We start from the raw sequence: 22,988 nt of genomic DNA on the forward strand, positions 1-22,988 counted from the left end.
TTGAAAGGCACCTTTAAGGTGCCTTTCTTTTTATCTGGAAGTCATTAATATTGAATCAGCGAGAATCTTAAAAAATCTACAAGATGATCTGCCCAATGCATTTCGTGGTGGATTTCATTTGCCATTATCCGTAAGCGGATATTATCTAAGGGCAATCCTGTACGAATCAAAGATTGATAATAGTTAAGCGTACAATCAATGTAGGCTTGATTCATATTGGAAATAAAGTGCGAGTCTATTTCATCACCTTCATTTGTACCTACTTGAATAAAGACTTTGGTATTTGAATAAAGGGGAGATTGGTGACAGAACCTTAAAAAATCAGATTCGCTAAACCAAGAGGCAAGCGAAAATACGCCTAGATGTCCGAAGATATGTGGATAAGCACCGCCTATATACGCAGTAATAATTCCTCCCATTGAGCTACCGGCAAGCAATGTGTGTTCTTTCTGAAATTTAGTTCGATAGTGAATATCAATGAAAGGTTTGACCGTTTCTACCAGCCATTTGGCATATTCTGCACCAAGCCCGCCTGCATTTTGGGTTTCCGGCGTAGAGCCTGTCGTTGTTTTCCAAGGAGCATATTCATTTAAACGCTCTTTTCCTGCATTATCAATGCCAACAATAATTAACTTAGGTAATTCTTGGTGAGATTTCAGCGTAGGAATAATTTTCCACGAGTGTCCGGAGTAAGACTCTTTGCTATAAAATACATTTTGTCCGTCGTGCATGTATAGCACCGGATAGGTTTGCCACGTCTCATGATGATAGTCTTTCGGTAGCAACACTCGAATGCGTCGGTGCTGTTGTAAGTATGGCACATAAAGAAAGTGTTCTTGCATTTCTAAGTAGTGATGGTTGAAAGGTGAATGTGCCATTTTGTATTTCGTTCCTGTTTCGATTAAGTATGGAAGCTATTTTACACAGTAATCCAAGCAGGTGAAACAAGCGGTCATAAAAAGCCAAATTTTTGCAAATTTATAGCATTGTTATGGCAACAGTCAGTTGGTTATATTGGGTTTATTATTAGAAGTCGAACAAAGAAATCGTGATCTAGATCACAGTAATTTTAATTTAGCTTCGCTACAATCTTTATTATTCAAAATTTAGGCAAGGAGAAAAAGATGCAAGCTTCATTACAGGATATTCTTGAGGTTGTAAAAGCCAAAAATCTAACTTATCACCAAAAATTAATGAGTTTGGGCAATATTGCCGAACGGTTGTTCAGCCCGGTTGAGCTATTAGGTTATACAGAGGAAGAGTGGTCGTATATTAACAATCAGATGATTTGTGATCTGTGTGAGGGCTATGCTATTTACCGTCCTCGTTATATTCTGCCTGATTATAATGTGTATATGCAAAAAGGCTGTAAATTCTTGGATTTACCGCCACCAACCAATTTAGATGAAGCTTTAGACGGCTTATTAATTCTTTATTCACATGTGCCATCCATTACTACCTACCCTGTTTATATCGGGCGTTTAGATGCGTTACTTGATCCGTTTATAACTGATGAAGAGCAAGATTACATCAAAATTAAACGCTTCCTCAATCATATCGATAAAACCATCGCAGACTCTTTCTGTCATGCCAATATCGGACCTTATGATACCAAAGCCGGTCGTTTGATTTTAAAAGCAGTGATTGAGCTTGAAAACACTACACCTAATATGACAATTCGTTATGACAAACAGAAGACCTCGCGGGAGTTTGCTGAACTCGCGGCAAAAGCCTGTCTGTTAGTTTCAAAACCTTCTTTTGCTAACGATGCCTATTATCGCCAAGATTTAGGGGATGAATACGGTATTGCAAGTTGCTATAACGCCTTACCTGAATGTGGTGGTGCTTATACCTTAACTCGTTTACGTTTAGGTACTATTGGGCGAGCTTGTACAAGTGTCGATGAAATGGTCAATGAACTTCTGCCAAAAGTGGCAAACTTAGCCCTTTCTACCATGGATAAACGCCATAAATTCTTAGTAGAAGAAAGCAACTTCTTCGAAAGCAGTTTCTTGGTAGAAGAAGGGTTTATTAAGCGTACTAACTTCACCGGAATGATTGCCATTGTAGGCTTGGCAGATGCAGTAAATCACTTGTTGAAACAAGAAGGTTTAAATGAAACCTTTGGTCAAAGCAAGCGTGGTGATGAAATTGCAACTTTAATTATGGATAAGCTACAAGCAGTGAATAATGCTCATCAAGGTTTATATGCTGAGCGTACTAATAACCAGTATTTACTGCATGCTCAAGTGGGCGCAAGCAATCACGCAGAAGATAAAATGAATACGCCTGCTCACCGGATTCGTGTGGGTGAAGAGCCAACTTTATTGGCACATTTAAAACAGTCAGCACCGTTCCATAAATATTTCCCGTCCGGTACGGGGGATTTATTCGCCTTTGACCAAACCTATACCGATCATTTAGATGCGGTGGTAGATATTATTGATGGTTCGTTTGCACAGGGCTATCGTTATATCACTACTTATCTGAAAAACACCGATTTAATTCGTGTAACAGGCTATTTAGTGAAGAAAAGTGAAGTAGAGCGTTACCGTAAGGGCGAGGCGGTATTGCGTGATACCACATGGTATGGTGCAGGCACCGATGATTGTGCGAAAGTATTCGACCGTCAATTACGTGACCAAGAAAATGTGAATGCGGGATAGCGATGACCGCACTTTCAGACATTTTTGTCCCTTTGCATCGGATTATCCCGTTCTCCAATGTTGAGGGACAAGGTAATCGCACCAGCATTTTTTTGCAAGGTTGCAAACTGAATTGCCTCTACTGTCACAACCCGGAAACCATTCCGCGTTATACTGAGGAGGCAAAACAGGTGAGCTTGCAATATCTATACGAGCAGGTAATGGATGCTGTGCCGTTTATTCGTGGCGTGACTGTATCCGGCGGGGAGCCGACCATTCATCACAAAAAGTTGATTCCGTTGTTTGATGCACTGCATAAGCAAGGTTTGACGTGTTATCTCGACAGTAGTGGCTTTTTTGAATATGAAGCAACTAAGCCACTTATTGAGGTAACCGATAAATTTTTATTTGATTTAAAAGGGGATGGGATAGGGCTGCAAAGTTTATGTTTTGATCGCAAAAATCAAAGTGGAAAAGTACCCGAGCAGATTATTCCCTCGGTAAATCATATCAAACCTGAAAATCTTGCCCGTAATTTGCAAAATTTATCGCAATTATTACCGCTTGATAAGGTGGAAGAGGTACGCTTGGTTTATGTGACCGCGTTTTATGATGCACAGCATTTGATTGAGAAAGTAGCGGAATTGCTTCGCCCTTATCCTGAGGTATTACTCAAAATTATTCGTGTACATACTAAAGGGGCAAGGGATGAAGAAGGGCTGGCGCCTTTTGTGCCTACAATAGAGCAAACAGATAAACTGGCTGAATTTGCCAAACAATGCGGAATTCAAAAAATTATCACGATTTATTGATGGATAGTGTATTTTGAGTGAGAGAGTTGGCTGATACAAGCGGTTAAAAAAGCCTGATTTTTTGCAAAAAAGAACCGAGCATTCTTTTGCTCGGTTTTTCTGTTTTAATTAAGATGTCTTAGCAGATGTTTTCGCTTTTTTACTTGGCGTTTTTTCTGCTTTTTTTGCCTCTTTTTTCACAGGTGGTTTATCGGTCGTTGCCGCTTTCCTCGTTTTCTTGGGTTTAGCGGTTTCTGTCTGTGAGTGTGTCGTTGCAATCCACTCATTCACCTTGGCCAAGAAGATTTGTCCCATTGGGCGAGGGTCACCGGAGAATAAGGTTTGCAATCTATTATTTTCAATAATATAACGGCGAATTGCTAAACGTTCCTCATGGTTTTCTGCTAAGCGAATTGCACAGTTAACATATTCATCTGCGGTTTGGGTAATCAACCATTCCGGTAAACCCAAGCGTTTAAATAAACCTTCATCAATATGTTCATGCACTTCAGGTCCGGTTTTGCAAACGCCTACTAAGCCGAGTGTTACCATATCAATGATGCCATTTGTATTACCAAACGGGAACGGGTTGACCATCATATCACAGCGATGTAACACACTTAGATATTCCTCGTAAGGTAAATGAGCATGAGCAGTTGCATCAGAACCTAAGTAACTTTTAATAAAGCGCTCTACATAAGGATGTGTAATACCACTTGATTGACCTAAGGCAAAATGGAAATGCACTTTCACTTTTGCTCTATCACGAATCGCTTTTAAGGCTTCAAGGAAATAAGGGTTTAGCTTCATGGTTGTTGATGCAATACCGATATTCACCGCTTCCGGTTTTTCACGTAGGTTATATACGACAGAATTCGGTGCTAATGCAGATGGCACATAAGGCAGAGCATCTTTGGGTAAGCGTAATAATTTTTCGCTAAAACACTCCTCAGTCCCTACATAATCATCTTCTACCACAACATATTCAATAAAATCAGAATGAGTCGTTGCCGGATGACCGAGTGCCACGGCTTGAATCGGAGCAAAACGGGCATTGCTGGCAAAAATAGTGGTTAAATCCATACCGATACTTGGCATATAGAATACTGCAGGACCGTTTTGCTCACAAAGTTCTCTAATAAACCAAAGGCGATCAAATAACGTTCCCTCTTTTGGTGTTTCATGGAATTCATCAAAAACAGCACGTCCTGCTTCATCAACTGCTTCACTACCTAATCCAATCAAATAAAAATGCTCACGAGCAGCAACCATTGAGGTTGAATGGGTTCGATAAATAGAGTGTGCAGAATGGAAATGCTCTAATAATACCACCATAACAGGTTTGCCGTTACGCTCGCCTAACTGCGTGATTTGTCTGTCTTCCCAGCCTGCGAATAGTAGATGGCGGCGAATAACTTCATTTAATGCCCGTTTTACGTCATGTTTGTTTGCTGCCGTATCATAACTGCAATGCATATAGACATCGTGAGAAATCGAATTAGGCAATTTATTCAGATTTTCAATTTGCGCTAATTTAGATGGGAACCACTGCAAAATTGCCGCACGTTTTGAAAATGCTGTTGCTGTACCAATAAAGCGGGGAGACTGCAGAGCAAAACAAAGCGATGCAGTTAAATCTGGCGATGCTCCCCAAGCAGTATCTAGATTTAATGAGATATTTGATTCCGGCAAATATAAAATACAAAACTTAATCAACGCGGATAAAGTTGCTTCTAAATCTACGGAGTTGATATCTGTAGTGTTTTTATTTTTATTGTATGAACGCAAAATATGGTCGGCGTTTACATATGGAGAACTGGCGAAAATCAAGGCGATCCAGCGTTGCAGAGTTAAAAAACGCAAAGCACCGTGCTCTGAAATTTCCATTGCAGGATCTTCAAATAAACGGGTAATTGCGACTGCCATTCGAGTACAAAAGTAGATCGCTTGTTCCTTTTCTAAATTGTCAAGTTGGCTCGGTGTGTCAAATTCGATCCCGGAAGTTCCACCGAAGTTGCTATCTAATTTCGAAAGGATAGCTAACAACTCATTACAAGCACCTTCATAATCTTTAGCTGCGACAGCTTTTTCAAAGCGAATAACGCTAGGCAGTTTTTCTTCTGACATGATTTGTCCTTAATTTAATGTTCCCCACAGATCATATTCATCTGCGTTTGTAATTGTGACTGAAATAATTTGGCCTACAGTAATATCGCGGTTTGCGGGGTTATCGACATAAACCAAACCGTCAATTTCCGGTGCGTCCGCTTGAGAGCGCCCGATAATGCCTTCTTCATCAATTTCATCGACGATGACTTGCAAAGTTTTACCGATTTTACGCTGTAAACGTTCGGCAGAAATTTGTTGTTGTAGTGCCATAAAGCGGTGGAAACGTTCCTCTTTAATTTCTTCCGGCACTTGATCTTCCATCTCAGTTGCGACAGCTCCTTCAACCGGGCTGAATTTGAAACAGCCTACACGATCTAATTGTGCCTCCTGTAAGAAATCAAGCAGCATTTGGAAATCTTCTTCGGTTTCGCCTGGGAAACCAACGATAAAGGTCGAGCGAATAGTTAAATCCGGGCAGATTTCACGCCATTTTTTGATGCGTTCCAGTGTGCGATCAATCGAGCCAGGGCGTTTCATGGCTTTTAAAATTTTCGGGCTTGCGTGTTGTAACGGCATATCCAAATACGGCAGGATTTTACCGCTTGCCATCAGTGGAATTAAGTCATCAACACTTGGATACGGGTAAACATAATGCAAACGCACCCACGCACCGAGTGTGCCAAGCTGTTCGCATAGTGTGGTTAAATCGTTTTTGATCGGCATACCGTTCCAGAATACGGTTTTTGAGCCGCTTTCGCGTTTTTTGTCCATTGCATACGCTGATGTGTCTTGTGATACAACCAAAATCTCTTTCACGCCTGCATCAACCAAGCGTTTTGCTTCATCCAGCACCTGCACAATCGAACGGCTGTCTAAATTGCCCCGCATAGACGGAATAATACAGAAGGTACAACGGTGGTCGCAGCCTTCAGAAATTTTTAGGTAGGCGTAATGTTTGGGCGTCAGTTTTACCCCTTGTTTCGGTACGAGATTTACATAAGGGTTATATTCCGGACGTGGCACATATTTATGTACGTGTTGCATCACCGCCTCATAACTGTGTGGGCCGGTAATTTCCAACACTTGCGGGTGGACCTCGCGAATTTGATTCTCTTTAGCACCCAAGCAGCCGGTGACAATTACTTTACCGTTGTTTTGTAATGCTTCACCGATACTTTCGAGTGATTCCTGCACTGCACTGTCGATAAAACCACAGGTGTTTACAATGACTAAATCTGCCCCTTCGTAGCTTGGAATAATATTGTAACCGTCAGAACGTAGCTCCGTTAAAATACGCTCTGAATCCACAAGGTTTTTAGGACAGCCTAGGCTGATAAATCCGATATTTGGTGAAGCACTCATATAACTCTCAATATAAAAAATAAAAATCCCTACAATTTTGTTTTGTAGGTAAAAAAGTTGGGCAAGATTTTACAAAATCTTGCCCTAAATAGCGATAACAAGCGGTCAAATTTTAATAAACATTTACAAACTTGAAACTAGCTTAATTAAGTCCTAATCTAAATCAGTGAGCATCGCAATGACAATCGCAGAAGACTTTTCTGCCGCTAGCGGTAAAAATTCTTCAAAGGAAAGATGAGATTCTTTATCCGCTACATCTGAAACTGCACGCACTACTACGAAAGGCACATCAAAAGCGTGGCAGACTTGAGCAATCGCTGCAGCTTCCATTTCAACTGCAATCACATTTGGGAAGTTATGGCGGATATCTGCGATTTTTTCGGCTCCGTTAATAAAAGCATCACCACTACAGATTAAACCAGAAACCACGTTAAAACCGGCTTTTTGTGCCTCTTTTTTAGCAAATTCCACTAATTCCTCATTAGGTAAGAATGCCGCCGGATTTGACGGAAGCTGCCCGATTTCATAACCGAAGGCAGTAACATCAACATCATGATGGCGTACTTCCGTAGAGATAAGAATATCACCGACATTTAAATTTGGGTCTAAGCCACCGGCAGAGCCTGTATTAATGATTAAATCCGGCTGCACGAGTTGTATAAGCAGTGTTGTACCGACAGCTGCCGATACTTTACCGATTCCCGATTGTAATAATGCCACACGGGTGTGATTGATTTTTCCTTCAAAAATTTTACAGCCGGCTAATTCGGTTACTTTAGGTTCTACCATTAAATTACGTAGAATTTCAATTTCTTGTGCCATTGCACCAATAATACCAATTTTCATCTTTTCTCTTCTTCTGTTTTTATGTGTGAAAACACTATTATAGCATTAATAGTGTGGTGGAGGCGTTTCTTCTGCTTGAGACGTAATTTGACTTCCTTGGATACCCTTAAACTTTTCTGCTAAGTGGCGGATTTGGGTTTGTAGCTTATCTACAGCAAATTGCTGCTCGATTAGAGATTGGTTTAATTCCTCAATAATCAGCTCTTGAAACGCAACTTTTGTTTCTAATTCGGTAATTCTCATTGAAACTGTATAATTATCATCCATTTTGAGTAAAAAAAGGTTGTGTGAAACGGAATTACACTTTACCCTATCCAAATAATTCTTAACAGTTATTTTTATAAGGAAAAATTATGTTAAAAACGAAATTATCCACTCTTGCTATTATCACCTCTGCTTTTTTTGCAACTCAGGTAATGGCTGAAGAAAAAGCTGACCCGAAATTTGTTGATGATTCATCTTATGCGGTTGGTGTATTGTTGGGTAAAAATATTGAAGGTGTGATGGAATCACAAAAACACATTTTTACTTATAATCAAGATAAAATTATTGCCGGTGTGCAAGATACGATTAAGAAAACCGGTAAGTTAACCGATGAAGATTTACAAAAGCATTTAAAATCATTAGATGCTTATTTATCGGCTAAAGAAGCGAAAATTACCGAAGAAAAGAATAAAGTAGCCCTAGCTTCCGGTGATAAATTCCGTGCGGATTATAAAAAACAATCCGGTGTGAAAGAAACCTCTTCGGGTCTGCTTTATAAAATTGAAAAGGCAGGTGAAGGTAGCTCACCAAAACCAGAAGATACTGTAAAAGTACATTATAAAGGTACATTAACAGACGGTACGGTTTTTGATAGCTCATACGATCGTGGTGAGCCAATTGAGTTTCAATTGAGTCAATTAATCCCGGGATGGATTGAGGCGATTCCAATGCTGAAAAAAGGCGGAAAAATGGAAATTGTTCTACCGCCGAAATTAGGTTATGGTGAGCGTGCTGCGGGTAAAATTCCAGCAAATTCAACCTTAAAATTTGAAATTGAATTATTAGATTTCAAAGCGGCTGAAGAGAAAAAATAAGCCAAAGCCCTAAGTAATTGAATCTACACAAGCGGTCGGATTTGTTATAAGATTTACAGGCTTGCGTTTGAATATTGATTAAGTTGATATTCAAGCGTGGGCATTTTGCAAAATTTTTATAAAATCTGACCGCTTGTATTATGACAAAAAAATTCACGCCTTTTTCAGACGAAGATCATGCTATCCTCGCCTCTTACTTTCCTATCGTTGATGGTATTGCTGCCTTAATTGGTGAGCATTGCGAAATTGTACTTCACTCATTAGAGTTTCTGGAGCATTCTGCAATTTATATTGCCAACGGGCATAATACTAATCGCAAAATTGGTTCACCGATTACCGATCGTGCATTGAAATCTTTACATCACATGGCAACCGATAGCGTGTCTAAGCCTTATTTTACGAAAGCAAAAGGTGGTGTATTGATGAAATCAATTACTATCGCTATTCGTAATGGAAAACAGCACGTAATTGGTTTATTGTGTGTGAATATCAATTTAGAAGTACCTACCTCACAATTCTTAAGTTCCTTTATTTCACCATTAGATACAGAAGCTGAGGTTACTTTTGCCAGTTCAGTAGAAGATTTGGTGTCACAGACTATTCAAACGACGATTGATGATGTGATGGCAGATCGTCAAATTTCCAACAATAATAAAAATCGACAAATTGTTCTTTCATTATTTGAGAAAGGCATTTTTGATATTAAAGATTCCATTAACCAAGTGGCGGAAAAGTTAGATATTTCGCGTCATACGGTTTATCTCTATATTCGTCAAATTAAACAGGATAATGATTAATGGATTATGTATTAGCGGTAAAATCGCCGGTTTATGGTTCTCAAGCGGCATTTTTGGCATACCAAGTGGCAGAAGAGCTTATCAAAGCAAATCACACCATCCGTCAAGTCTTTTTCTTTCAAGACGGAGTCAGTAATGCCAATGCTTTTGTCAATGCTGCAACAGATGAGATTAATTTAGTCGAGATGTGGAAAAATCTAGCAAAATCTCACCGCTTGCCACTGCATTTATGTATTGCAGCAGCACAACGCAGAGGCGTTGTTGATGAGCAAAGTTCTCATAACCAAGCAAACAATTTAGCCGAATGTTTTACCCTTGCCGGCTTAGGTGAATTTAGCCAAGCAGTGCTAAAAGCCGATAGATTACTGATATTTTAAAATGAAAAAATACAAGCTCGCTTTTTTATTTACACAGCCACCTTTCGGCACTGCTGTTAGCCGTGAAGGGCTAGATACTTTATTGGCTGCCAGTGCATTTTGCGATGAACAAGATATCGCTATTTGCTTTTTGAATGATGGCGTATTTAATTTGGTTGCCGGTCAGCAACCGGAGATATTGCTGCAAAAAGATCATATTTCTACTTTTAAACTATTGTCGCTTTATGATTTAAATGAGTGCTTTGTCTGCCAAGATTCTGTGAAGGCACGTCAATTAGAGCAAGCGCAGTGGATGCTTGCGAATATCCAATTTAAAACACAGGTGGAGATTTTTACTATTCTCCAACAAGCAGAAAAAGTGCTGACTTTTTAAGGAATATCAATGCTTTATACATTTTCGAAAGCGCAATATGATGCTGAAACGCTAGACACTTTTTTAACGCATCTTAATGAGAACGATGTAGTTGTGTTATGGCAAGATGGGGTGCTGCAAGCGGTCAAAAATCAAGATTTTTTTGCGAAATTGCCTCACTGCTATCTTCTAGAACAAGATGTGGTTGCCAGGGGGTTAAATGCGTCGCTTCAAATATTTAAAACCCTTTCATTATATGAATTCATTGGTTTAACTGAAAAAAATTTTCCACAAATTGCACTTTAGCGAATAATAGTTTTGTCAGTAATGGTATTTTAGATTATGATGTAATCAATTCTTAAATGAGGGAAAATCCAATGAAAGCAAAATATCTTGTTTCGTTAGTCGCAATGGTACCACTATTAGCAACAGCAGAAGAAAATACGACCTGGGTTGATAAACAACACGCTACGGTTAGTAATAAGTTAGATAATTGGGCGGACAATATTAATACTTGGTTAGGTGAAACAGACCCGAATAAACCGGGCACTGCAAGTTTACGTATTATGTTGGACAGTAAATGGAACCCTCACGATAAATTTACCTACAAGCCTCGCGTTCGCGGAAAAATCAAGTTGCCGGTTTTGAAAAAACATCTTAATGTGGTATTTGGTGATGATGAGTTAGATAACGAAATTACCGATAAAACTCATGTTGGCAAAATGTACAAAAATCTTCCTCAAAATAAACGTTATAATTCCCGAGAGGCTCGAGATTCGAACTCATCTATCGGCTTACGTTGGTCAGACGGTATTAAAGCACTAGGCATTGAAACTGACCTTGATGCGGGTGTCCGTTCTGGTAGCGATATTTTCGGGCGTTTACGTATCAGCAAAGAATGGCAAATCACTGACCAATTTAGCACCCGTTTAGAGCAAATCTACCGTTACGGTACCGAGAGTAAACATTATTTACGTACCAATTTTGAAAATAAATATCAAGAAACGGATACTACGTTTATTATGAACCATACCCATTTTGAATATCGTCATGATGTAGATGAGGAGCGCAGCTGGGGAAACAGTTTATATCGTCAACATAATTTTAAACCGTTAACTCATATCAGCTATGGTATCTCATTTGGTGGACGTTTAGACAAAGATTTATCAAGATTTAATCATTGGGGGCCTTTTGTTAGCTATCGCCAACCGATTTGGCGTAATTGGCTATTTGTGCAACCGGAAATCAGTTTCTATAACGACAAAGACAATAACCGTAAACACTTTATCAATACCTTTGTTCGCTTAGAAGCGATTTTCTAGTAGATGAAAATACAAGCGGTCAGAATTTGCAAAAAAATAACAAATTCTGACCGCTATTTTTTATGGGAGATTATGCCCAATATTTATCAATTTCCGCACGAATTGCTTCGGCAGTTTGTTTACCTTTTTCACCCACTAAAGCACGGCCTGCGATAAAGGCTTTCGCATTTTTGATTTCTTTAAATAGATGAATATCTTCCGGCACGATACCGCCTGTGATCGATAACTCTAAACCTAGCGCAGAAAGCTGTTTCATTAATTCAACATCTTCAGCCGTCCAGCCTTTGCCTGCAAGTTCTGCATCACGAGAGCGATGGTAAATGGCTTGAGTAACCCCTAATTCCACCCATTCTTTTGCATCTTTTTCAACTGTCCAGTTGCCGTAGATTTCGATTTGAATCTCTTTTTTCACTTTAAGTTCAGGGTGTGCTGCATTGAACTCATCTGCCACTTTTTTGCAGGCTGCTTTAGTTGCAGGATGAGCAGCTGCTGAAACTGTTAACCAATCTGCACCGGCCTCAAATGCCATTTTGGCTAAAATTGCACCGCCATCGGTAGTTTTTAAATCGCACACAATGATGTGATTTGGATGTAAAGCACGCAGGGTTGAGACAGCTTTCATGCCTTCTGCAAATGCAAGAATAGTACCTACCTCAATGATTTCGACTAGCTCTTCAGCCTGTTTGGCATCTGCCACGCCTTTTTCAAGACTAAGAGAATCAAGTGCAATTTGAAGCATTGGTTTTGACATAATTTATTCCTCTATATTTGGAGATTGTAAAATTTTGGTGTTTTTTGCCCGCTTGTAGAGCGCAATTATTGCGCTCTAGATAAGTTTAGTTTAATGCAGCATCAATTACCGCATATACCTCTTCTGCTGTTTTACAACGGCGGATTTTATCTAAATCGACACCAGTGTCGCTATCAGGATCGTCTAGGACTTGGGTGATCTCCATTAAACCTTGCATATGTTGGTCAGAATCGCTACCGGCAAGGGTGAGCATTACGTGAACTGGCTCGTCTTCACCATCAAAATAGATTGGTGTGTCAAAAGTAACTAAGGCAAATGATGTTTTAATCACCCCTTCTTCTGGGCGAGCATGTGGCATTGCCAAGCCCGGCGCAAGAATGATATAAGGCCCCATTTCTTTAATTTTACTGACAATATTGTCATAGTAACATGGTTCAATTGTGCCAGCTTTTTCGAGTAAATCTGTCCCGATTTTAATAGCTTCTTCCCAGTTTGAAGCCGATTGGTTTAATAAAATTGAGTTATTTTCAATAAGAGATTGCTTTAAGTTCATAACATTACCTTGTGCTGCTTAAGGAGGACGTCGCACGGGTTCTACCCGTGCGAGGAGAAATATATCTTAGTAGCTAGAGTTAATCAGCACTTCTTCACCATATCCACCTGCTTGTGGGAACGGTAAGTAGGTAGAGTTGGTAGCACGCAGTAAGCGGATGCCACGAATGCCGGCTTCTTTGGCTGCAAGAATATCGTCATCGCTGTCACCATAGTGGAGCTGAACTTTGTTTTTCAAGATACCGGCAGTTTTGTTATATGTAGTTTTGAGTTGATCCACGCCATGTCCACCCATAAAATTGACCGGGTGCATTTGTTTGATATTAAAGGTTTTTTCCAGTAATGGCGTAACTTGGTCGTCTTTACCGGCAGTACGACCGGTGATAAAGAAAATTTGGTCACCACGGGCTTGGTGCATATCAATCAGTGCACGAGCTGCTTCTTTTGGAATTGAGTATTTATCGCAACCTGCGTTGATTTCATCCCAGAACTCTTGTTTTTTCAGATAGCTGTGATCTTCTGGTGAGTATTTTTGTTTGCCGTAGTAAAAGCAGCCACTGCTAGCAAGTACAGTATCATCAATATCAAAACTGACATTCATTGGTGGTTTTCCTTCAAGGCTTACTTTGATTTGCTCTACTGAAACCCAGTGAATTGGAGCTTGTTGTTTTTCTACGCTGCGTGTATCGAAGCCGGCTTGTGTGTATGGTTCTTTGGGGGCAGCTTGGGCTGCACAAGCAAAGGTCGCAGATAATAGAGTAATAAGTAAAGTTCGAGAAAGTTTCATATATGGTTCCTTCTGTTTTTGTAGGGAAATCGGGGCAAAAATACCCCGTCAATTAACAATTATTGTGCCTGATGTTTGTTGATCAATGCAATCAATTCATCACCAAATGAGTTTGGATTCAGCATATTTTGTACGCCTAGTACCGCTTTACCTTCCGGTACTTCGATTTCATTGGCTAAATGCTTGCTGGATACAATAATATCCACTTCATTTAATTTTCCTTTGTAATCAGTTACTGCACAGGAGTCCATAATATTTGGAATACCGCGTTTGTCTAAGTAACCTTTAATTTTCATTTTCATCATCATTGATGAGCCTTGGCCTGAGCCGCATACTGCAAGAATTCGTACAGGATTTGCAGAATTTTCGCTAGAAACGACCGCTTGTACTTCAGCTTTTTCTTCAGTTTTTACTTCGTCTAAGCCATAGCCGTCTAATTGTTCAAGGGTTAAGCCTTTTGCTGCAGCTTCTGCTTCTTCAGCGCGTAATTGACGTGAAGCGAAGAACATATAAACAAGGGCAGCGGCAACAATCACGAAGAAGAAGCCCGGTACGCTGATAATACCTTGTAGGACTGGTGGGAAGAATAATGCCCAGTCAGCCATACCCATCCAGCCATTGAAGGTTGTGCCTTGGCTGGCAAGCATTTGAATAACCCATGCAGAACCTAGCACTTCGATGATACCCATCACAAAACAGATTTTCATTACTGCTTTCCAACCACCGAATTGGTTTGCAAATACACCGATAGTTGCGTTAGAGAAGAACATTGGAATGAAGCCCGGGATAATTAATACCGGAGAGCCGACTGCTAATAAGCCTGCAACTGCGACGAATTGACCGATTGCACCCCACATAAAACCGAATACCATCGCATTTGGTGAGAAGGCATAGATTGCCGCACAGTCAATTGCTAATACCGAGTTTGGAATCAAACGCTCTGCGATACCTTTGAACGCTTCTGATAATTCTGCAACGAACATACGCACGCCGGTTACGATGATTTGAATCGCTACTGCAAATTTTAGCCCCATTTCTAGGATGTACATAAACCAGTTGGTTTTGCCGGCAAGCTCTTTTAAGTTATCTAAGCCAAAAGAAAGTAAGATAATGCCGAAAAATACGGTCATCACTAACGCGGTTGCTGAGATGCTATCGTGGAAAATGTTTAACCAGTTCGGTAATTTCATTTTATCCACAGTGTCATTTTTATCACCAAGTTTTGGTGCAAGTTTTACTGCAATCCAAGAAGCAATTTGTTGTTGGTGACCGATAGAGAAGCCTGCACCACCTGTAACCGCTTGGGTTGGTTTATACATAATATTAGAAGAAATACCCCAATATAGCGCCATTAATACAGAGGTGTAGATAATGGTTTCCCACATGCTTGCACCGATGATCATATAAAACACCGCAACCAAACCTGCTTGTTGGAACATAATGTGGCCGGTAAGCATAATGGTACGAATACCGGTTAAACGGCGAAATACTACGAGTAAGATATTTAAGAATAATGCTCCGATTACTGCATAACCTACCCAAGAGTAGTTTTCACCCATAGTTTGAATGGTAGATTGCATACTGGTGTAAGGATCGATAACAGCACCGGTAAGCTGGTGATATTTTGCCAAACCGTCAATCACCGGCTTGAAATTAGTCACGAGGAAGCCTGATCCGGCTTGTACAATCATAAAACCTACAATGGTTTTAATCGTGCCTTTTAGTACAGTTGATGTGTCTTTTCTAAGAAGAATGTAACCTAAACAGGCAACAATACCTAATAAGAATGGTGCTTTATTTAACACCTGATCCTTTAAGAAAAGGAGAATTTCGGTTAAAAAGTCCATAGGAAGCCTCTTTGATTGAGAGAAATAAAATAACTAAAAAACTTCAATGAAGTTATCGGGGGAGATAATAAACATTCAATAGAGATTAAAAAAGATTATTTTTTATTATTTGTGAGCAAGATCACATTTTATTTTCCAATTTATATTTTAAATATGATTATTTAATCGAAATTATATTGAATATTATATAGAGATATACCACGAATTAATGAGATTAGAATTATTTAATATCAATATATTAAAAATAGAAAAAATTAGAAGTAGATCACATTTTTGAATAAAAATAGTGTACAATTTTTTTTGATTGTTTATGATTTGTTTTGATTAAAAAATTCATCTTTTAGTATAAATCAGGAGTCTATTATTATGAGCAAAATTCAAGAAATCACACGTGAAAGTTGGATCCTTTCCACATTTCCGGAATGGGGTACTTGGTTAAACGAAGAAATTGAAGAAGAAGTTGTGCCGGAAGGTAACTTTGCGATGTGGTGGCTAGGTTGTGTCGGAATTTGGATTAAAACTCCGGCCGGTGCAAATATTTGTATGGATTTATGGTGCAGTCGTGGTAAGTCAACTAAAAAAGTGAAAGATATGGTGCGTGGACACCAAATGGCAAATATGGCCGGGGTGCGTAAATTACAACCTAACCTGCGTGCACAACCAATGGTATTAGATCCATTTGCAATTAATGAAGTAGACTTTATTCTTGCCTCTCACTACCACTCAGATCATATTGATGTTAATGTGGCGGCAGCCGTGTGTAACAACCCAAAATTAGATCATGTGAAATTTGTCGGTCCGTGGCATTGTGCTGAGTTATGGAAAAAATGGGGTGTGCCGGAAGATCGTATTATTATCGTAAAACCGGGCGATGTGGTGAAATTAAAAGATGTGGAAATTCACGCATTAGACTCTTTTGACCGTACCTGTTTAGTTACCTTACCGGTAGAAGGTGCAGAAGAGCAAGGTGGCGAATTAGCCGGACTTTGCCCATCTGATGAAGAAATGGGGCGTAAGGCAGTGAACTATGTATTTAAAACCCCGGGTGGTAACATCTATCATGGTGCGGACTCTCACTACTCTATTCAATTTGCCAAACATGGTAAAGAATTTGATATTGATGTTGCATTAAATAACTATGGTGAGAATCCGGTAGGTATTGCCGATAAAATGACTTCCATTGATTTGTTACGTATGGCAGAATGCTTGCGTACAAAAGTAATCATTCCTGTTCATCATGATATTTGGACAAACTTTATGGCAAGTACGCAAGAAATTATTGATTTATGGCGTATGCGTAAAGACCGCTTACAGTATCAGTTCCACCCATTTATTTGGGAAGTTGGCGGCAAATATGTTTATCCACGTGATAAGGACTTAATTGAATACCACCACCCTCGTGGTTTTGATGATTGCTTTGAGCAAGAACCAAATATTCAATTTAAATCAATGCTATAAGTGAGCAGTAACAAGCCACTCTCACTTGAGAGTGGCTTTTTTCATTGAGTTCATTCTGGCAAAAATAACGATAATCAATGGAATATAAGCATGAACGAAAGTTATCGACACAAAGAACTCCTGCACTTACTGGAAGAGCGAAAAGCACTTTCTACCGCGGATATTATGCAATTGTTGAATATATCCCCGGCAACGGCACGCCGTGATATCAGCAAACTCGATGAGCAGGGGAAACTCAAAAAAGTCAGAAATGGAGCGGAGGTGGTTACACCGCCACAAAAAAACTACTCATCTAAAAAAACCAATAATGCAGAAGAAAAAAAACGAATTGCTGAGGCAGCAAGTCTTTTATGTAAAGAAGGGGAGAGCCTTATTCTTACCTGCGGTTCAACTATGGAAATGCTAGGAGCTGCATTATGTGGACGAAAATTGCAAATTATTACCAATTATCTACCGCTTGCAAACCAGCTTATTGAGAGTGCACATGATGATGTGGTGATTATGGGCGGGCAATATAATAAAAATAAACGTGTGATGCTTTCCCTTAATACTCAAAATGAAATGAGCTATGCAGCAACGACTATGTTTACCAGCGGTAAAGGGTTGACTTCAGAAGGGCTATTTAAAACCGATATGATAATTGCCAATGCTGAACAACAAATGGCAAAACACGCTGAGCGTTATGTTGTGTTGTTAGATAGTACCAAGCTGGGTAAGAAGATAGGTATGCTATTTAAAGAATTTGATAAAATTGATTTATTAATTACCGGCAAAGAAGCTGATCCTGACATTATTCAAGAATTGCGTAACAAAGGATTGGATATTATCTTAGCTTAACTTAACCCATAGCAAGCGGTCTTTTTTTGCAAAAATTTTACTATTAATGCTCGCATGTCAAATTATCGGAAAATCTGATGTTTAAATGCAAGCGTTTATGCAAAACAACTACAACCTAGGAACAAACTATGAGAAAACACAAACTCGGTATTTACGAGAAGGCATTGCCGAAAAACATTTCGTGGCAAGACAGACTCTCCATTGCTAAAGCCTGTGGCTTTGATTTCGTAGAAATTTCAATTGATGAAACGGATGAACGCCTTGCTCGCCTTGATTGGAGCAAAAAAGAGCGTGCTAAATTAGTTAAAGCCATTATCAATACCGGCGTGACTATTCTGTCAATGTGTTTATCCGGTCATCGCCGTTTCCCTTTCGGTAGCCGTGACGAGGCGACTCGCCAGAAAGCCTACGAGATTATGGAAAAAGCGATTCAGTTAGCAGTTGATTTGGGCATCCGCACCATTCAACTTGCCGGTTATGATGTTTACTACGAAGAACAAGATGAAGGTACGATTCAACGTTTCCAAGAGGGCTTAGAGTGGGCGACTGAACTTGCCGCCAGCAATCAAGTGACTCTGGCAGTGGAAATTATGGATACTAAATTTATGAGTTCGATTTCCCGTTGGAAAAAATGGGATGAGATCATTAATTCTCCATGGTTTACCGTTTATCCTGATTTAGGTAATCTCTCTGCATGGAACGACAATGTTACAGAAGAGCTGAAACTCGGTATTGATAAAATTTCAGCCATTCACTTAAAAGACACCTACAAAGTCACCGAAACCTGTAAAGGGCAATTCCGTGATGTACCGTTTGGTGAAGGTTGTGTTGATTTTGTTGCATGCTTTAAAACCCTTGCTGAACTCAACTATCGTGGTGCATTCTTAATTGAAATGTGGACAGAAAAAGCGGATGAGCCAATTGCTGAAATTATTAATGCTCGTCGCTGGATTGAACAAAAAATGAAAGAAGGAGGTTTTATCCTATGAGCCAATTAACGGAATTAACGCCAGCTTTACAAGCACTTAGAGAGCGTGTTTTAAAAGCCAATTTAGAGCTACCAAAGTACGGTTTAGTTACTTTCACTTGGGGAAATGTAAGTGAAATTGACCGTGAAACAGGCTTAGTTGCTATTAAGCCATCAGGCGTAGAATACGATGTAATGACGGTAGAAGATATCGTGCTTATGGACTTACAAGGCAACCGTGTTTATGGTGATAAAAAACCTTCTTCCGACACGCCGACGCACTTAGAGTTATATCGCCAATTCCCTGAAATCGGTGGTGTAGTGCATACTCACTCACGTCATGCGGTAGGCTGGGCACAAGCAGGCGAAGATATTCTTGCTCTTGGTACAACTCAAGGCGATTATTTCTATGGTTCAGTGCCTTGCACACGTCGTATGACTCCGGAAGAAATTGGCGGTAAGTATGAACTTGAAACAGGCAAAGTGATCGTAGAAACTTTCCGCAAACGCAACATTGATCCAGCGATGGTACCAGGCGTACTCGTTCACTCCCACGGCCCATTCACTTGGGGCAAAAACGGTCATGATGCGGTACATAACTCTGTTGTGTTGGAAGAAGTGGCATACATGAACTTTATTAGCCACCAAATTCGTCCACAAATCAACTCTATGCAACAAGAGTTGTTGGATAAACACTATCTACGTAAGCATGGCAAGAATGCTTATTACGGGCAATAATTAATAATAACTAAAAAGAAGTCAGCATAATATGTGCTGACTTCTTTATATCTAATCTTTATAAAAGAGCATTTCCAATTCTTTCCTTTTTGTTTTGAATTTTTGCACAATAATAGTCATTCTTGCCAAATTGTTTATTTTGATATGAATTGGACCTATATTGTTGACAGTATTCCAAAATTTGTAGATGCTGCTTGCATCACTTTACAGCTCTCATTATGGGGTATTTTGCTATCGTTATGCTTTGGATTAATCATTGCAATTATCACCAGCTATAAAATAAGACCTTTGTGTCAACTGGCTCAAGGCTATATTGAGCTTTCACGCAATACACCTCTCTTAATTCAGCTGTTCTTTCTCTATTATGGATTGCCCAAAATCGGTATTAAATGGGATGGTTTTACCTGCGGTGTGATTGCACTTGTTTTTTTAGGCTCTAGCTATATGGCAGAAAGTTTGCGTGCAGGATTACAGGCTATATCTAAAGGACAAATTGAGGCCGCAAAATCTATTGGTTTAACGCCAATACAGATTTTCCGTTATGTTTTATTCCCGCAAGCTTGGGCAGTATCTCTTCCCTCAATTGCAGCAAATATTATCTTTCTTATCAAAGAAACCTCTGTCATTAGTGCTGTGGCGGTAGCAGAATTATTATTCGTCACTAAAGATATTATCGGCATGGATTACAAAACCAACGAAGCATTATTTATGCTCTTTTTGGCCTATCTTATAATTTTATTACCTATATCCATTCTGACCCGCCATTTTGAAAATAGCGTAAGGAAAGCAAAATATGGGATTTGACTGGTTATGGGAAGGGCAAAATGTAGCCCGTTTGGCTGAAGGGTTTTGGTTAACAACAAAGATCTCATTTATTTCAGTTGGGCTTTCACTCATCTTCGGCACGCTATTTGGTTTAATCATGCGATCAAATCACTTAATTGTACGTGCATTTGCTCGTTTCTATTTAGAAACTATCCGTATTGTGCCAATTTTGGTATGGCTGTTTATGTTTTATTTCGGCTTATCGACTTGGTTTGGTATTCACATTAGTGGTATTTGGGTTTGTATTTGGGTCTTTACTCTTTGGGGGACAGCTGAAATGGGTGATTTAGTACGCGGTGCATTAACCTCTATCGAAAAGCATCAGATTGAATCAGCTAAGGCTATTGGCTTAACTAGAAGTCAAATTTTCCGCTATATCGAACTTCCACAAGGACTTCGCAGAGTGCTACCGGGTACAGTCAATTTGTTTACTCGTATGATAAAAACCAGTTCTCTGGCAGCCTTAATTGGTGTTATTGAAGTTGTGAAGGTAGGTCAGCAAATTGTTGAAAACTCACTTCTCACCAATCCAAGTGCCTCATTTTTTGTATATGGAGTGATTTTTATATTGTATTTTCTTATTTGTTATCCACTCTCGTTATGGGCAGGTAGATTAGAACGTAAATGGGAGAGTTAGTTAAAATACTATTTTCAATATTCACAATAAATTTTAAAACCAACTCAAATTAGCCTCAAAACGGATATGTGACTATGCTAAATTTAATTGAACGCTTAATCCTTTAAGAGCATCTTGCACATTCTCAAATAACCCTTTGTCACAAATAATTTGATCGAATGCAGTGAGTGGGCAAACAAAAAAAGTAGCGACTTTTCCATACTTTGAGGAGTCGGTAACTAAAATGTTCTGTTTTGATGCTTCTAAGATTGCTTTTTTAACTGGAATTTTATTTTCATTTGGCGTTGTTAAACCTTTTAAATTCCATGAAGAGGTGGATATAAACGCCATATCAATCGATATATTTTTGAGAAATTCAGCTGCCAGAGAACCGGTTGTTGATAAGTTTTCTTTACAAACACTTCCCCCTATATGGATTAAGTCACATTTTCCTGAATTACTAAGATAGTGAGCGATCACAAAGTCGTTCGTTACAATTAGTAAATCTGTTCTATCTATGATCTGATGGGCAATTTCTAATGTAGTAGTACCAGCATCTAAATATACTGTTGTATGAGGTGGAATTAACTGAGAAGCTAAAGTACCAATAGCAAATTTTTCATTCTGAAAAAGCATCGATTTATCATTATGGGGCAATTCTACCGTCAATCTTTCAAGTGATTGTACACCACCTGATACTGAGGATATTTTTCCTTCCTCTTCTAGTTTTTGAATATCACGACGAATAGTCATATGTGATACTTTAAGCTGTTTTGCTAAAAAATTAATACTGGCAATTCCATTACTATTGATAAATTGCAGTATTTTGCGTTGTCTCTCTACAGGAATCATTTTTTTGCCTAATTTATAGTTGTTGGCAAAAATTATACCAGATTTACCCTCTTAAATTAAAATCACAAATTTTAACAATAAATGTTAATTTTTGTGATAATGATCACAGATTTCACATTTCGTATTGGTTAAGATACATCCATCATATTATTTACTATTGAGGAGATTAACCATGACTCAGAAATATAAAATTGCCGTAGTCGGATTAGGTGCAATGGGAATGGGAGCAGCGAAATCGTGTATAGCAGAAGGGTTAGAGACTTATGGTATTGATTTAAATCCAACCTATCTGGAAGCTCTGAAGAATACAGGCGCAAAAGGTGTTAGCACAAGTGCGGTAGATTTTGCGGCTGAATTGGATGCCATTCTATTGTTAGTGGTCAATGCTAATCAAGTTAACTCAGTGTTATTTGGCGAGGATGGTGTAGCACAGCATTTGAAAAAAGGTACGGCGGTGATGGTTTCATCCACCATTTCTGCACAAGATGCCAAAGATATTTCACAAAAATTAACAGAATTTGGCTTGGTGATGTTAGATGCACCGGTCTCTGGTGGTGCGGCAAAAGCAGCACAAGGCGAAATGACCATTATGGCATCAGGGGCCGCAGAAGCCTTTGAAAAATTAAAACCTGTTTTAGATGCGGTCGCAGGCAAGGTTTATAACATCGGCGAAGAAATTGGTTTAGGGGCAACCGTGAAAATTATCCACCAATTGCTCGCCGGTGTACATATTGCAGCAGGAGCAGAAGCGATGGCGTTAGCGGCTCGTGCCGGTATTCCGCTGGATCTGATGTATGACGTGGTGACCAATGCCGCAGGGAATTCGTGGATGTTTGAAAACCGTATGAAACACGTGGTTGATGGCGACTATACACCGCTCTCAATGGTGGATATTTTTGTGAAAGACCTTGGCTTAGTAAATGATACGGCAAAATCTTTACGTTTCCCACTTCACTTAGCCAGCACCGCTTATTCAATGTTTACCGAAGCCAGCAATGCAGGCTACGGAAAAGAAGATGACAGTGCAGTAATCAAAATTTTCAGTGGTATTGAGCTACCGAAAAAAGGAGGGCACTAA

At 39.4% G+C, this 22,988-nt stretch carries 25 protein-coding genes; 15 read left to right on the plus strand and 10 right to left on the minus strand.

Annotated features, from left to right (window positions below; all coding sequences use genetic code 11):
- Nucleotides 1–44 precede the first annotated feature (44 nt).
- A complete protein-coding gene (locus A4G16_RS10160; protein ID WP_165889738.1) occupies nucleotides 45–878 on the minus strand; it encodes an alpha/beta hydrolase in 834 nt (277 codons plus the stop codon).
- 246 nt (nucleotides 879–1,124) lie between these two features.
- Between A4G16_RS10160 and A4G16_RS10165 the strand changes: the two genes are divergently transcribed.
- Entirely contained in the window at nucleotides 1,125–2,666 is a 1,542-nt protein-coding gene (locus tag A4G16_RS10165) for a YjjI family glycine radical enzyme (protein WP_165889739.1), read from the plus strand.
- 2 nt (nucleotides 2,667–2,668) lie between these two features.
- The gene (locus tag A4G16_RS10170; RefSeq protein ID WP_165889740.1) at nucleotides 2,669–3,457 is read left to right on the plus strand and encodes a 4Fe-4S cluster-binding domain-containing protein; all 789 of its coding nucleotides are present in this window, start codon (nucleotides 2,669–2,671) and stop codon (nucleotides 3,455–3,457) included.
- A gap of 108 nt (nucleotides 3,458–3,565) precedes the next feature.
- Here the strand turns inward: A4G16_RS10170 and A4G16_RS10175 are convergent, their stop codons facing one another.
- From A4G16_RS10175 to A4G16_RS10190, 4 genes are all read right to left on the minus strand, one after another.
- A complete protein-coding gene (locus A4G16_RS10175) occupies nucleotides 3,566–5,563 on the minus strand; it encodes an adhesin (RefSeq protein WP_165889741.1) in 1,998 nt (665 codons plus the stop codon).
- A 9-nt stretch (nucleotides 5,564–5,572) separates the two neighbouring features.
- Nucleotides 5,573–6,907 carry a 30S ribosomal protein S12 methylthiotransferase RimO gene (gene rimO / locus A4G16_RS10180; RefSeq protein WP_165889742.1) on the minus strand — a complete coding sequence of 445 codons (1,335 nt, stop codon included), beginning with the start codon at nucleotides 6,905–6,907 and terminating at the stop codon, nucleotides 5,573–5,575.
- Nucleotides 6,908–7,060: 153 nt separating this feature from the next.
- A complete protein-coding gene (mtnN, locus tag A4G16_RS10185; protein ID WP_165889743.1) occupies nucleotides 7,061–7,753 on the minus strand; it encodes a 5'-methylthioadenosine/S-adenosylhomocysteine nucleosidase in 693 nt (230 codons plus the stop codon).
- Nucleotides 7,754–7,798: 45 nt separating this feature from the next.
- Nucleotides 7,799–8,020, minus strand: coding sequence for a SlyX family protein (locus tag A4G16_RS10190; RefSeq protein WP_165889744.1), 222 nt, complete (start codon nucleotides 8,018–8,020; stop codon nucleotides 7,799–7,801).
- A gap of 86 nt (nucleotides 8,021–8,106) precedes the next feature.
- On the opposite strand from A4G16_RS10190, the gene fkpA reads away from it, so the two are divergent.
- From fkpA to A4G16_RS10220, 6 genes are all read left to right on the plus strand, one after another.
- Nucleotides 8,107–8,832 (plus strand): FKBP-type peptidyl-prolyl cis-trans isomerase, encoded by a 726-nt coding sequence (fkpA, locus tag A4G16_RS10195; RefSeq protein WP_165889745.1) that lies wholly within the window; start codon nucleotides 8,107–8,109, stop codon nucleotides 8,830–8,832.
- Nucleotides 8,833–8,972: 140 nt separating this feature from the next.
- On the plus strand, nucleotides 8,973–9,629 hold the full coding sequence (locus A4G16_RS10200; RefSeq protein ID WP_165889746.1) for a helix-turn-helix transcriptional regulator: 657 nt from the start codon (nucleotides 8,973–8,975) through the stop codon (nucleotides 9,627–9,629).
- Nucleotides 9,629–10,006 carry a sulfurtransferase complex subunit TusD gene (tusD, locus tag A4G16_RS10205; RefSeq protein WP_165889747.1) on the plus strand — a complete coding sequence of 126 codons (378 nt, stop codon included), beginning with the start codon at nucleotides 9,629–9,631 and terminating at the stop codon, nucleotides 10,004–10,006. Before A4G16_RS10200 ends, tusD begins: the two co-directional genes overlap by 1 nt.
- 1 nt (nucleotide 10,007) lies before the next feature.
- Nucleotides 10,008–10,379 carry a sulfurtransferase complex subunit TusC gene (gene tusC, locus A4G16_RS10210; protein ID WP_165889748.1) on the plus strand — a complete coding sequence of 124 codons (372 nt, stop codon included), beginning with the start codon at nucleotides 10,008–10,010 and terminating at the stop codon, nucleotides 10,377–10,379.
- A gap of 9 nt (nucleotides 10,380–10,388) precedes the next feature.
- The gene (tusB, locus tag A4G16_RS10215; RefSeq protein ID WP_165889749.1) at nucleotides 10,389–10,664 is read left to right on the plus strand and encodes a sulfurtransferase complex subunit TusB; all 276 of its coding nucleotides are present in this window, start codon (nucleotides 10,389–10,391) and stop codon (nucleotides 10,662–10,664) included.
- Nucleotides 10,665–10,735: 71 nt separating this feature from the next.
- Nucleotides 10,736–11,680, plus strand: coding sequence for a hypothetical protein (locus A4G16_RS10220; RefSeq protein ID WP_165889750.1), 945 nt, complete (start codon nucleotides 10,736–10,738; stop codon nucleotides 11,678–11,680).
- A 70-nt stretch (nucleotides 11,681–11,750) separates the two neighbouring features.
- Here A4G16_RS10220 and A4G16_RS10225 read toward each other — a convergent pair whose 3' ends face one another.
- The 4 genes from A4G16_RS10225 to A4G16_RS10240 form a co-directional block, all read right to left on the minus strand.
- On the minus strand, nucleotides 11,751–12,431 hold the full coding sequence (locus A4G16_RS10225; RefSeq protein ID WP_165889751.1) for a 3-keto-L-gulonate-6-phosphate decarboxylase UlaD: 681 nt from the start codon (nucleotides 12,429–12,431) through the stop codon (nucleotides 11,751–11,753).
- A gap of 85 nt (nucleotides 12,432–12,516) precedes the next feature.
- Complete coding sequence (locus A4G16_RS10230; protein ID WP_165889752.1) at nucleotides 12,517–12,984, minus strand: PTS sugar transporter subunit IIA; 468 nt, start codon at nucleotides 12,982–12,984, stop codon at nucleotides 12,517–12,519.
- Nucleotides 12,985–13,050: 66 nt separating this feature from the next.
- Nucleotides 13,051–13,770: an acid phosphatase AphA gene (gene aphA / locus A4G16_RS10235; RefSeq protein ID WP_165889753.1), complete on the minus strand. Its 720-nt coding sequence runs from the start codon at nucleotides 13,768–13,770 to the stop codon at nucleotides 13,051–13,053.
- Between the two features lie 59 nt (nucleotides 13,771–13,829).
- Complete coding sequence (locus tag A4G16_RS10240) at nucleotides 13,830–15,617, minus strand: PTS ascorbate-specific subunit IIBC (RefSeq protein WP_165889754.1); 1,788 nt, start codon at nucleotides 15,615–15,617, stop codon at nucleotides 13,830–13,832.
- A 366-nt stretch (nucleotides 15,618–15,983) separates the two neighbouring features.
- Here A4G16_RS10240 and ulaG point away from each other — a divergent pair, with 366 nt between their 5' ends.
- The 6 genes from ulaG (at nucleotide 15,984) to A4G16_RS10270 (ending at nucleotide 21,079) form a co-directional block, all read left to right on the plus strand.
- Nucleotides 15,984–17,075: an L-ascorbate 6-phosphate lactonase gene (gene ulaG, locus A4G16_RS10245; protein WP_027073424.1), complete on the plus strand. Its 1,092-nt coding sequence runs from the start codon at nucleotides 15,984–15,986 to the stop codon at nucleotides 17,073–17,075.
- 90 nt (nucleotides 17,076–17,165) lie between these two features.
- Nucleotides 17,166–17,912 carry an HTH-type transcriptional regulator UlaR gene (gene ulaR, locus A4G16_RS10250; protein ID WP_165889755.1) on the plus strand — a complete coding sequence of 249 codons (747 nt, stop codon included), beginning with the start codon at nucleotides 17,166–17,168 and terminating at the stop codon, nucleotides 17,910–17,912.
- Nucleotides 17,913–18,040: 128 nt separating this feature from the next.
- Nucleotides 18,041–18,901, plus strand: coding sequence for an L-ribulose-5-phosphate 3-epimerase (locus A4G16_RS10255; RefSeq protein WP_165889756.1), 861 nt, complete (start codon nucleotides 18,041–18,043; stop codon nucleotides 18,899–18,901).
- On the plus strand, nucleotides 18,898–19,617 hold the full coding sequence (gene araD / locus A4G16_RS10260; protein WP_165889757.1) for an L-ribulose-5-phosphate 4-epimerase: 720 nt from the start codon (nucleotides 18,898–18,900) through the stop codon (nucleotides 19,615–19,617). The genes A4G16_RS10255 and araD overlap by 4 nt, the downstream gene beginning before the upstream one ends.
- Before the next feature lie 144 nt (nucleotides 19,618–19,761).
- Nucleotides 19,762–20,421: an amino acid ABC transporter permease gene (locus A4G16_RS10265; protein WP_165889939.1), complete on the plus strand. Its 660-nt coding sequence runs from the start codon at nucleotides 19,762–19,764 to the stop codon at nucleotides 20,419–20,421.
- On the plus strand, nucleotides 20,411–21,079 hold the full coding sequence (locus A4G16_RS10270) for an amino acid ABC transporter permease (RefSeq protein ID WP_165889758.1): 669 nt from the start codon (nucleotides 20,411–20,413) through the stop codon (nucleotides 21,077–21,079). The genes A4G16_RS10265 and A4G16_RS10270 overlap by 11 nt, the downstream gene beginning before the upstream one ends.
- A gap of 72 nt (nucleotides 21,080–21,151) precedes the next feature.
- On the opposite strand, the gene A4G16_RS10275 is transcribed toward A4G16_RS10270, so the two are convergent.
- Complete coding sequence (locus tag A4G16_RS10275) at nucleotides 21,152–21,910, minus strand: DeoR/GlpR family DNA-binding transcription regulator (RefSeq protein WP_027073418.1); 759 nt, start codon at nucleotides 21,908–21,910, stop codon at nucleotides 21,152–21,154.
- A gap of 172 nt (nucleotides 21,911–22,082) precedes the next feature.
- On the opposite strand from A4G16_RS10275, the gene ltnD reads away from it, so the two are divergent.
- The gene (gene ltnD / locus A4G16_RS10280; RefSeq protein ID WP_165889759.1) at nucleotides 22,083–22,988 is read left to right on the plus strand and encodes an L-threonate dehydrogenase; all 906 of its coding nucleotides are present in this window, start codon (nucleotides 22,083–22,085) and stop codon (nucleotides 22,986–22,988) included.

The sequence above is a fragment of the Mannheimia granulomatis genome, from assembly GCF_011455695.1.
Lineage (GTDB): Bacteria > Pseudomonadota > Gammaproteobacteria > Enterobacterales > Pasteurellaceae > Mannheimia > Mannheimia granulomatis_A.